Origin of the sequence: Actinosynnema sp. NPDC020468 (genome assembly GCF_040642015.1) — a bacterium.
Taxonomy (GTDB): Bacteria; Actinomycetota; Actinomycetes; order Mycobacteriales; family Pseudonocardiaceae; genus Actinosynnema.
On sequence record NZ_JBFAEO010000044.1, the window covers coordinates 61,320 to 70,960 of the forward strand.

Sequence of the window (9,641 nt, forward strand, 5' to 3'; positions counted from 1 at the left end):
GGGAAGTTTTGGAAGGGCGAAGGCGGCGAAGGGTGTGATTAGGGCGGGCGGCTTGGGGCTTAGGACTGGGGCTGGGGCTGGGGGTTAGGGCGGGAGTAGGCGGACTTGGGCTGTGGTCAGGAGGGCTAGCGGGTCGAGGTAGGTGCGTGGGGCTTTCGGGGAGGTGTGCAGGGCTCCCCAGTGCAGGCAGGTGGACGGGCAGCCTTCGTGGCCTGGTTCGAGGGTGGCTATTCGGTCGCCTCGGTGTACTCGTTGGCCCGGGCGGGTGGTGGGGGTGACCGGCTCGTAGGTGGTGCGCAGGCCGCCCGGGTGGTGCACGGACACGACGCCCCTGGTCGCCACCTGGCCCGCGTAGCCGACCACGCCGTCGGCGGAGGCCAGGACCGGGGCGCCGGTGGGGGCTCCCAGGTCCACGCCGCGGTGGCCGGCCGCGTACGGGGTCGGTGGGCGGGCGAACGGGGTCAGCACGGGGTGGGGTGGGTGCAGGGGCCAGGCGAAGCGGGGCGGGCGGGCGGTCGACGGGGTTGTCGTGATCAGGAGCAGGAGGGTTGTCAAGGCCGGGACCAGGGACGTTCGGATTGTGGGACGCATGGGTCAACCGTGCCGGGAGGCGGGGTGGGTTACCAGTGGCTATGGCTGGACTGTGGACAACTCGGGTGCCTGTGGACAACTTGAGGGGCGGTTCGTGGAACAGGGGTCGTCCGGCGTACACTCGTTGCGCGGCCCGTGTAAGCGCGGGACGACTTCGCGTGCCACTGCTGATCTCGAATCCGTTCGCGGTCGAGTCACGGCGTCCGAGCGGTCCAGGGGTGTTGCCACTCCCGGTTCGGGTGCCGGCGGGGCACCAGGGCGGTGGGCCTCCCGGTCCGCCGCGACCAACCGGAACCGCGTGTCGGCCGACGAGCTCAGCCGACGCGCCTGATCGAAGAGGTGCGAACCCGGCCATGGCCGTCGTCACCATGAAGCAGCTGCTCGACAGCGGCGTGCACTTCGGGCACCAGACCCGTCGCTGGAACCCGAAGATGAAGCGCTACATCTTCACCGAGCGCAACGGCATCTACATCATCGACCTCCAGCAGACGCTGACCTACATCGACCGGGCGTACGAGTTCGTCCGCGAGACGGTCGCGCACGGCGGGTCGATCCTGTTCATCGGCACGAAGAAGCAGGCGCAGGAGGCCATCGCCAACGAGGCCCTCCGCGTCGGCATGCCGTTCGTGAACCAGCGGTGGCTGGGCGGCATGCTCACCAACTTCTCCACGGTGCACAAGCGCCTCCAGCGGCTCAAGGAGCTGGAGTCGATGGAGCAGACCGGCGGTTTCCAGGGTTTCACCAAGAAGGAAATCCTGATGATGAACCGCGAGAAGGACAAGCTGGAGCGCACGCTCGGCGGTATCCGCGACATGTCCAAGGTGCCCAGCGCCGTGTGGATCGTGGACACCAAGAAGGAGCACATCGCGGTCGGTGAGGCGCGCAAGCTCAACATCCCGATCGTCGCGATCCTCGACACCAACTGCGACCCGGACGAGGTCGACTACCCGATCCCGGGCAACGACGACGCGATCCGGTCCGCCGCGCTGCTGACCAAGGTGGTGGCCGAGGCCGCCGCCGCCGGTCTGATGGCGCGCTCCGGTGTCCGCACCGGCCAGGGTGGCGCGGAGAAGCCCGAGCCGGGCGTCGACGAGCCGCTGGCCGAGTGGGAGCAGGAGCTGCTGGTCAACGCCGAGGCGCCCGTCGCCGTCCCGGCCGCGACCGAGGCCGCTCCGGCCGCCGAGGCCGCCCCCGCGGCTGCCGAGGGCACCGAGCCCGTCCAGTCCTGATCCGAACGCGCGCCGCGTCCTCCCGTGCTCGCGGAGGGCGCGGCGCGCGCACAGATGTACCCGCGCGCAACCCACGTCGGCCCCGTGCCGACAACCGGACGCAGAAGGAACGGAAACCGCACGATGGCGAACTACACCGCCGCTGACGTGAAGCGTCTGCGCGAGCTGACCGCCGCAGGCATGATGGACTGCAAGAAGGCGCTGGAGGAGACCGACGGCGACTTCGAGAAGGCGGTCGAGATCCTGCGCATCAAGGGTGCGAAGGACGTCGACAAGCGCGCCGCCCGCACCACCTCGAACGGCCTCGTGGCCGCCGAGGACGGTGTGATGATCGAGCTGCGCTGCGAGACCGACTTCGTCGCCAAGAACGCCGACTTCCAGGAGCTGGCGGCCCGGATCGTGGCCGTCGCCAAGGCCTCCCGTCCGGCCGACGTCGACGTGCTCAAGGCCACCGACCTCGACGGCAAGACCGTCGACGCGGTCGTCCAGGAGTTCTCCGCCAAGATCGGCGAGAAGCTGGAGCTGGCCAAGGTCGCCGTCTTCGACGGCACAGTGACCACTTACCTGCACCGCCGTGCCGCGGACCTGCCGCCCGCCGTGGGCGTCCTGGTCGAGTACACCGGTGACAGCGAGGACGCCGCCCGCGGTGCCGCCATGCAGGCCGCCGCGATGCGCCCGCGCTACCTCACCCGCGACGACGTGCCGGCCGACGTGGTCGCGAACGAGCGCCGCATCGCCGAGGAGACCTCCCGCGAGGAGGGCAAGCCCGAGGCCGCGCTGCCCAAGATCGTCGAGGGCCGGGTGAACGGGTTCTTCAAGGACGTCGTGCTGCTGGAGCAGGCCTCTGTGACGGAGTCCAAGAAATCCGTGAAGGCCGTGCTGGACGAAGCCGGGGTCACGGTCACCCGGTTCGCCCGCTTCGAGGTCGGCGAAGCCTGATTCGCGTGAGGGCGGGGTTGCGGCACACGGCAACCCCGCCCTTGCCGTGTCCGAAGGAGGACAGTTGAGCGCAGGGGTAGACCACGAAGAGCCCGCCTCCGGCTACCGCCGGGTGATGCTCAAGCTGGGCGGCGAGATGTTCGGCGGCGGCGGGGTCGGCGTCGACCCGGACGTGGTGCAGACCGTGTCCCGCCAGATCGCCGCCGTGGTCCGGACGGGCGTCCAGATCGCCGTCGTCATCGGTGGCGGCAACTTCTTCCGCGGCGCGGAACTCCAGCAGCGCGGCATGGACCGCAGCCGGGCCGACTACATGGGCATGCTCGGCACTGTGATGAACTGCCTGGCGTTGCAGGACTTCCTCGAACGCGAGCACGACATAGAGACGCGCGTGCAGACCTCCATCACCATGGGACAGGTCGCCGAGCCCTACATCCCCCGCCGCGCCATGCGCCACCTCGACAAGGGTCGGGTCGTCATCTTCGGCGGCGGCGCGGGCATGCCCTACTTCTCCACCGACACCACCGCCGCGCAGCGCGCGCTGGAGATCGGCTGCGAGATCGTGCTCATGGCCAAGGCCGTCGACGGCATCTACACCGCCGACCCCAAGATCGACCCGGACGCGCAGATGTTCGACCACATCACGCACCGCGAGGTCCTGGAGCGCGGTCTCAACGTCGCCGACGCCACCGCGTTCAGCCTGTGCATGGACAACAACATGCCGATCATGGTCTTCAACCTCCTCACCGAGGGGAACATCGCGCGCGCCGTGCGTGGTGAGAAGATCGGCACGCTGGTGAGCACCCCCGGTGGTCGACCGTCCTACTAGACCTGCTGGGATCTGAGCCGAACTTCGCACACCAAGGGAGCCTGTCGTGATCGACGAGACCCTCCTCGACGCCGAGGAGAAGATGGAAAAAGCGGTGTCGGTGTCGAAGGAGGACCTGGCGTCGGTGCGGACCGGCCGGGCCGCGCCCTCGATGTTCTCCCGCATCGTCGTGGAGTACTACGGCTCGCCGACGCCGCTGAACCAGTTGGCCAGCATCGCGATCCCCGAGCCGCGCATGGCCGTCATCAAGCCCTACGACGCGAGCCAGCTCCAGTCCGTGGAGAAGGCCATCCGCGACTCCGACCTGGGCGTGAACCCCGGCAACGACGGCACCGTCATCCGGGTGGTGTTCCCGCAGCTGTCCGAGGAACGCCGCCGCGAGATGGTGAAGGTGGCCAAGGGCAAGGGCGAGGACGCCAAGGTGTCCATCCGCAACATCCGCCGCAAGGCCAAGGAGGAGCTCGACCGCCTGGTCAAGGACGGCGAGGTCGGCGAGGACGACGGCGTCCGGGCCGAGAAGGAGCTGGAGAACGTCACGCACCGCTACGTGGCGCAGGTGGACGAGCTGGTCAAGCACAAGGAAGCCGAACTGCTCGAGGTCTAGTCGGCGCGCGCTCGGCGAGCGCGGCCCGGTGGGTCCGAGAGGGCGGTCGTGATGGGAGCACAGGTGTCAGCCGGCGGTGAGCAGGACGCGGCCGAGCCCGCACCCCCGAGGACGTCGAGGGCGGGTCGGGACCTCCGCGCGGCCATCCTGGTCGGACTCGGTCTCGGCGCGGTCATCCTGGTCGCGTTGTTCACCGTGCGGCAGGTGTTCGTCGGCCTGGTGGCGGTCGCGGTGGCCGTGTCGATGTACGAACTCGCGGGCGCGCTGAAGCGCGGCGCGGGCATCAACGTCGCCTACGTGCCCGTGCTGGTGGGCGGTCAGGCCGTGGTGTGGCTGGCCTGGCCGTTCGAGCGCAGCGGGATGCTGACCGCGTTCGTCGTGACGATCCTCGCGGTCCTGATCTGGCGCCTGAAGGACGGCGCGGACGGGTACCTGCGGGACGTCACGGCGTCGATCTTCACCGTGGCCTACGTGGCGATGTTCGCCTCCTTCGCGGTGATGCTGGTGGTGCCGGAGGACGGCGTCTTCCGGGTGCTGTGCTTCCTGATCGGCGTGGTGCTGTCGGACACCGGCGGCTACGCGGCCGGCGTGTTCCTCGGCAAGCACCCGATGGCGCCCACGATCAGCCCCAAGAAGTCCTGGGAGGGCTTCGCCGGGTCGATGGTCGCGGGCATGGTCGGCGGCGCGCTCACCGTCGGCCTGATGCTGGGCGGCCAGTGGTGGCACGGCGTGCTGTTCGGCGCGGCGTTGGTCGTCACGGCGACCACCGGCGACCTGGTCGAGTCGCTGATCAAGCGCGACCTCGGCCTGAAGGACATGGGCACGCTGCTGCCCGGGCACGGCGGTCTGATGGACCGGATGGACTCCCTCCTCCCCTCGGCGGTCGTGGGGTGGCTCCTGCTGCACCTGTTCGTCCCGGGCTGATCACCGGCGCGGGAGAGGCGTGCCCGCCGACCGCGGTGGGGACGGTGTGCCGGCGGGCACGGCTCGGGCGCTAGTCCTGGCCTGCGGCCTTGCTCAGGTCCACCAGGGAGAACGGCGCGCCGGACGGGTCCGTCACCACGGCGATGCGGCCGTAGGGCGAGTCGAACGGCGGCACGAGCACCGTGCCGCCCAGCTCCGCCGCCTTCGCCGCGGCGGCGTCCGCGCCCACCTCCGGGTCGACGCCGAAGTAGAGCATCCAGCGGTCGGCCAGCTCGGGCGGGTAGTCCGAGCCCGTCCGCATCCGACCGGCCGCCTCGCCCTCGCCGACCGACCAGACGCGGTAGTCGAACTGGTCGCCGTCGCCCAGCTGCTGACCGCGGTAGTCGAACAGCGCCGGGTAGAAGGCGTCGGCCGGGCCCGGGTCCGCGGTGTTCAGCTCCTGCCAGCTCAACGCGCCGGCACGGGCCTGGGGCAGCGCGTACCCGTCGGTGGACTGCCAGAAGCCGATCGACGCGCCGCCCGGGTCGACCGCCAGCAGCACGTGGCCGCGGCCCGGGATCTCGAACGGGCCGAGCACGGGCGTGCCGCCGAGGTCGGCGACCTGCTTCGCCGTCTCCCCGATGTCGGTGGTGTGCAGGTAGAGCAGCCAACCCGGAGGGGTGGCGTCGTCCGGCGCGGTGAACAGGCCCGCGACCTGCTCGCCCGCGCTGTAGGCGATCGTGTAGCCGTGGTGGTCGGGGTCGGTCGACACGTCGTAGGTCCACCCGAGCAGACCCGCGTAGAACGCGCGGGCGGCTTCCGGGTCTCGGGTCGGCACCTCGGCCCAGGCTGGGGTTCCGGGGGTGGGCATGCCGTCTCCTCGTGCGTCCTCGTGCGGTGTGGTGCTGGTCGCGCGGGACGTTACGCCGGGGGTACGACAGTTCCCGGTGACGACGTTCGGTCAATCGTCGTAGGGGTCGTCCACCTCGGCGCCCATCTCGTCCTCGGACAGGGGCGTCGCGCGGGAGGTGTCCAGCACCGAGAACACCGCGCCCGCGTGGTCGGCGACCACGGTGACGCGGCCGAACGGCGTGTCGTACGGCTCGATCGTCACCCGGCCGCCCAGCTCCAGCACCCGCCGCGCCACGGTGTCCGTGCCGATGCCCGGGTCGGCGGTGAAGTAGATCATCCAATGAGGTGGGGTTTCCGGCGCGAAGGCGGCACCCATCCGCTGACGCCCCAACACAGTGTGACCCTCGACCGCCCAGGTCGTGTAGTCCACCGCGTGACCGTCACCGATCTGGGTGACCTCGAACCCGCACAGCTCGTGGAAGAACTCGTCCGCCTTGGCGCCGTCACGGGTGTTCAGCTCGGCCCACGCGTACGCGCCGTGCCCGTCGGTGCCGAACACCCAGTCCTGCGGCACGTGCCGGAACCCGGTGATCGCGCCGGCCGGGTCCCCGATCACGGTGGCCACGTCGGTCGGCTCGGTCAGCACGGTCCCGCCCAGCTCGCGGGCCTTCTCCGCGGTCGCGCGGGCGTGCGGCGAGTTGAGGTAGAGCGTCCACGCGCTCTGCGCGCCGGCGTCGACCAGCTCGGCCACCGGCACCCCGTCGACCACCGCCACCGTGCGGCCGTCGACGTCGGCGTACACCCAGCCGAACAGGCCCGCGTAGAAGTCCATCGTGGCCTGGAGGTCGGCCGTGGCCAGGTCCACCCAGCAGGGCGCGCCGTGGTGGAGTTCCGCCAGCGCCGGTGAGTTCGGGACGATGGACACCGCGTACCTCCTGCGGGTGGGTGATCGACCACGCTACGGCTCTACAGTCGTCCCGTGAAGGGATTAGTGCGGGCCGCCCTGGCGGCCGTCCGGGCCACCGACGTCCTGCCGAGCCCGAACATCTGGCACTGGCCGGAGGTCTACGAGGTCGAGAACCGGGCGCAGGACGTGCACGGCGCCCTCTGGGACGCGGTGCGCGCCGACTGCGACTGGTCCGGACGGGACGTGGTCGACGTGGGTTGTGGCGACGGGTTTCACCTGCCGCTGTTCGCCCAAACCGCGAGGCGGGTCACGGGTGTCGAGCCGCACCCGCCGCTGGTGGCACGGGCCCGCGCGCGGGTCGCCGGGTTGCCCAACGCCGAGGTGCTCGCCGGGCCCGCGCAACGGCTGCCGCTGCCGGACGCGAGCGCGGACCTCGTGCACGCCCGCACGGCGTACTTCTTCGGCCCCGGCTGCGAACCCGGGCTGCGCGAGGCGGACCGGGTGCTGCGGCCGGGTGGCGCGCTGGTGATCGTGGACCTGGACGGCACGGCCGAGCCGTACGGGCCGTGGCTGTGCGCCGACGAGGTCCGCTACAACCCGTTGGACGTGGAGAAGTTCTTCCAGGACAAGGGTTTCGCGCTGCGCCGGGTGCGCGCGCTGTGGCGCTTCGAGACCCGCGCGGACCTGGAGGCGGTGCTGCGCATCGAGTTCTCCGCGAAGGTCGCCGAACGCGCCGTCGCGCAGACGCCGGGGTTGGCCTTCGAGGTCGGCTACCGGGTGCACACCCGGGTCAAGCCCGCCGGGCTGCTGCGCCCGTGACGGCGGAGGGGCCGCGCACTCGGCACGGCCCCTCCGCGGTGGCTCACTCCTGGTCGTCGGTGTCCTCTTCGACGTCCAGCTCGCCGAGGATCGCGTAGAGCTTCCGACGCGCCTCGTTGAGGACCTCGACGGCCCGGGTCTTCTGCTCGCGGGTGCCCGCGTGCGCCATCTGCTGCATGGCCGACCCGAGGTGCCGCGACGCGGTGCGCAGCTTGGCGCCCACGAGGTCGACCTCGTCGTTGACCTGCTGCCACGGCGGCGCGCCGTCGAGCTTGGCGGCCTCCTCGCGGCCGGACTCGGTGAGCGTGAACAGCTTCTTGCCGCCCGCCTCCTCGCCCGCCGTGACCAGGCCCTCGTCGGCCAGCATCTGGAGCGTCGGGTAGACCGAGCCGGGGCTGGGCCGCCAGACGTCGTCCGTGCGCCGGCCGATCTCCTGGATCATCTCGTAGCCGTGCATGGGCCGTTCGGCCAGCAGCGCGAGGACCGACGCGCGCACGTTGCCCCTGCGCTGCCTGCCTCCCCTGCCGCGACCCCCGAAGAAACCGGGTGGTTCCGGCGGGAGCGGCGGCCGGCCCGGGGGGAACGGTCCGAAGCCGCCGAACCCGCCGCGCGGGTCGCCGAAGCCGCGCTCGCGGCCGTGCCGGTCGTGGTGCTGTCCGTGGTGGAAGTGCGATCGCATCGCTCTCTCCTGTCGTTCGATCGGTTGTGACGTGTCGACGATATATCGGAACCGGTCGTGATGCAACGGTCAATCTCCGGCCGAGGTCGTGGGACACTGGAGGGCGCCATGACTGCACTTCCCCTTGTCTTCGACGCGCCCAAGCGCGGCCTGCCGCCGCGCCACCTCGCCGACCTCTCCGCCGACCAGCGCCGCGAGGCCGTGGCCGCGCTCGGCGAGAAGCCGTTCCGCGCGGCGCAACTGTCGAACCACTACTTCAACCGGCTCACCGTCGACCCGGCCGAGATGACCGACATCCCGGCCGGCACGCGGGACAGACTGGTCGCCGACCTCATGCCGCCGCTGTGGACCGAGCTGCGCAGCGTGGAGGCCGACGCGGGCCAAACCCGCAAGACGCTGCTGCGCGCGCACGACGGCACGCTGGTCGAGAGCGTCCTGATGCGGTACCCGGACCGCGCCACGCTGTGCATCTCGTCCCAGGCGGGCTGCGGCATGGCGTGCCCGTTCTGCGCGACCGGCCAGGGCGGCCTGACCCGCAACCTGTCCACCGCCGAGATCGTGGACCAGGTGCGGCGCGGCGCGGCGGCCATGCGCGACGGCGAACTGCCCGGCGGCCCCGGCCGGCTGTCCAACATCGTCTTCATGGGCATGGGCGAGCCGCTGGCCAACTACAAGCGCGTGGTCGAGGCCGTCCACCGCATCTGCGACCCCGCGCCCGAGGGGCTCGGCATCTCGCAGCGGTCCGTGACGGTGTCGACGGTCGGTCTGGTGCCCGCGATCCGCAAGCTGACCGACGAGGGCTTCCACGTCCGGCTCGCGGTGTCGCTGCACACGCCGGACGACGAGCTGCGCGACACCCTCGTGCCGGTCAACACGCGGTGGAAGGTCGCCGAGGTGCTCGAGGCCGCGCGCGGGTACGCGGACCGGACCGGGCGGCGGGTGTCGATCGAGTACGCGCTGATCCGGGACATCAACGACCAGGGGTGGCGCGCGGACCTGCTGGGCAAGCTGCTCCGCAAGCACCTGGGCCAACTGGTGCACGTGAACGTGATCCCGCTGAACCCCACGCCCGGCTCGAAGTGGGACGCGTCCCCGAAGCCGGTGGAACGGGAGTTCGTGCGCAGGGTCGAGGAGCAGGGCGTGGCGTGCACCGTGCGCGACACCAGGGGCCAGGACATCGCCGCCGCGTGCGGTCAGCTGGCGGCCGAGGGCTGAGTCCCGCCGAGTCGAGCCCCGCGGCGGGCGCGCGGGGGGGGGCGGGGCCCCCCCCCGGGGGGGGGGGGGCCCCGGGG

At 71.3% G+C, this 9,641-nt stretch carries 11 protein-coding genes; 7 read left to right on the forward strand and 4 right to left on the reverse strand.

The features are described 5' to 3' along the window. Positions 1–84 precede the first annotated feature (84 nt). Positions 85–555: a M23 family metallopeptidase gene (locus tag AB0G50_RS27325; protein ID WP_360113660.1), complete on the reverse strand. Its 471-nt coding sequence runs from the start codon at positions 553–555 to the stop codon at positions 85–87. Between the two features lie 389 nt (positions 556–944). On the opposite strand from AB0G50_RS27325, the gene rpsB reads away from it, so the two are divergent. The 5 genes from rpsB to AB0G50_RS27350 all read left to right on the forward strand — a co-directional run bounded on the left by rpsB (position 945) and on the right by AB0G50_RS27350 (position 5,113). Then, a complete protein-coding gene (gene rpsB, locus AB0G50_RS27330) occupies positions 945–1,820 on the forward strand; it encodes a 30S ribosomal protein S2 (protein ID WP_360113662.1) in 876 nt (291 codons plus the stop codon). A 123-nt stretch (positions 1,821–1,943) separates the two neighbouring features. Then, the gene (gene tsf, locus AB0G50_RS27335; protein ID WP_360113664.1) at positions 1,944–2,759 is read left to right on the forward strand and encodes a translation elongation factor Ts; all 816 of its coding nucleotides are present in this window, start codon (positions 1,944–1,946) and stop codon (positions 2,757–2,759) included. Between the two features lie 115 nt (positions 2,760–2,874). Continuing rightward, positions 2,875–3,585, forward strand: a complete 711-nt coding sequence (gene pyrH / locus AB0G50_RS27340; RefSeq protein ID WP_360113683.1) for a UMP kinase — start codon at positions 2,875–2,877, stop codon at positions 3,583–3,585. A 46-nt stretch (positions 3,586–3,631) separates the two neighbouring features. Then, entirely contained in the window at positions 3,632–4,189 is a 558-nt protein-coding gene (gene frr / locus AB0G50_RS27345; RefSeq protein WP_360113666.1) for a ribosome recycling factor, read from the forward strand. 63 nt (positions 4,190–4,252) lie between these two features. After that, positions 4,253–5,113: a phosphatidate cytidylyltransferase gene (locus AB0G50_RS27350; RefSeq protein WP_360113668.1), complete on the forward strand. Its 861-nt coding sequence runs from the start codon at positions 4,253–4,255 to the stop codon at positions 5,111–5,113. A gap of 70 nt (positions 5,114–5,183) precedes the next feature. Here AB0G50_RS27350 and AB0G50_RS27355 read toward each other — a convergent pair whose 3' ends face one another. Next, a complete protein-coding gene (locus AB0G50_RS27355) occupies positions 5,184–5,963 on the reverse strand; it encodes a VOC family protein (RefSeq protein ID WP_360113670.1) in 780 nt (259 codons plus the stop codon). 90 nt (positions 5,964–6,053) lie between these two features. Beyond that, positions 6,054–6,869, reverse strand: a complete 816-nt coding sequence (locus AB0G50_RS27360; RefSeq protein WP_360113672.1) for a VOC family protein — start codon at positions 6,867–6,869, stop codon at positions 6,054–6,056. A gap of 54 nt (positions 6,870–6,923) precedes the next feature. Between AB0G50_RS27360 and AB0G50_RS27365 the strand changes: the two genes are divergently transcribed. Next, complete coding sequence (locus AB0G50_RS27365) at positions 6,924–7,670, forward strand: class I SAM-dependent methyltransferase (RefSeq protein ID WP_360113674.1); 747 nt, start codon at positions 6,924–6,926, stop codon at positions 7,668–7,670. 43 nt (positions 7,671–7,713) lie between these two features. Here the strand turns inward: AB0G50_RS27365 and AB0G50_RS27370 are convergent, their stop codons facing one another. Continuing rightward, positions 7,714–8,349, reverse strand: coding sequence for a PadR family transcriptional regulator (locus tag AB0G50_RS27370; protein ID WP_360113676.1), 636 nt, complete (start codon positions 8,347–8,349; stop codon positions 7,714–7,716). Positions 8,350–8,457: 108 nt separating this feature from the next. On the opposite strand from AB0G50_RS27370, the gene rlmN reads away from it, so the two are divergent. Continuing rightward, on the forward strand, positions 8,458–9,564 hold the full coding sequence (rlmN, locus tag AB0G50_RS27375) for a 23S rRNA (adenine(2503)-C(2))-methyltransferase RlmN (RefSeq protein WP_360113678.1): 1,107 nt from the start codon (positions 8,458–8,460) through the stop codon (positions 9,562–9,564). Positions 9,565–9,641: the final 77 nt, after the last annotated feature.

Bases quoted from the DNA above. Each gene is read 5' to 3' on its own strand.
- AB0G50_RS27355 (WP_360113670.1), bottom strand. From the start codon at position 5,963: ATGCCCACCCCCGGAACCCCAGCCTGGGCCGAGGTGCCGACCCGAGAC.
- AB0G50_RS27370 (WP_360113676.1), bottom strand. From the start codon at position 8,349: ATGCGATCGCACTTCCACCACGGACAGCACCACGACCGGCACGGCCGC.
- rlmN (WP_360113678.1), top strand. From the start codon at position 8,458: ATGACTGCACTTCCCCTTGTCTTCGACGCGCCCAAGCGCGGCCTGCCG.
- rpsB (WP_360113662.1), top strand. From the start codon at position 945: ATGGCCGTCGTCACCATGAAGCAGCTGCTCGACAGCGGCGTGCACTTC.
- tsf (WP_360113664.1), top strand. From the start codon at position 1,944: ATGGCGAACTACACCGCCGCTGACGTGAAGCGTCTGCGCGAGCTGACC.
- pyrH (WP_360113683.1), top strand. From the start codon at position 2,875: ATGCTCAAGCTGGGCGGCGAGATGTTCGGCGGCGGCGGGGTCGGCGTC.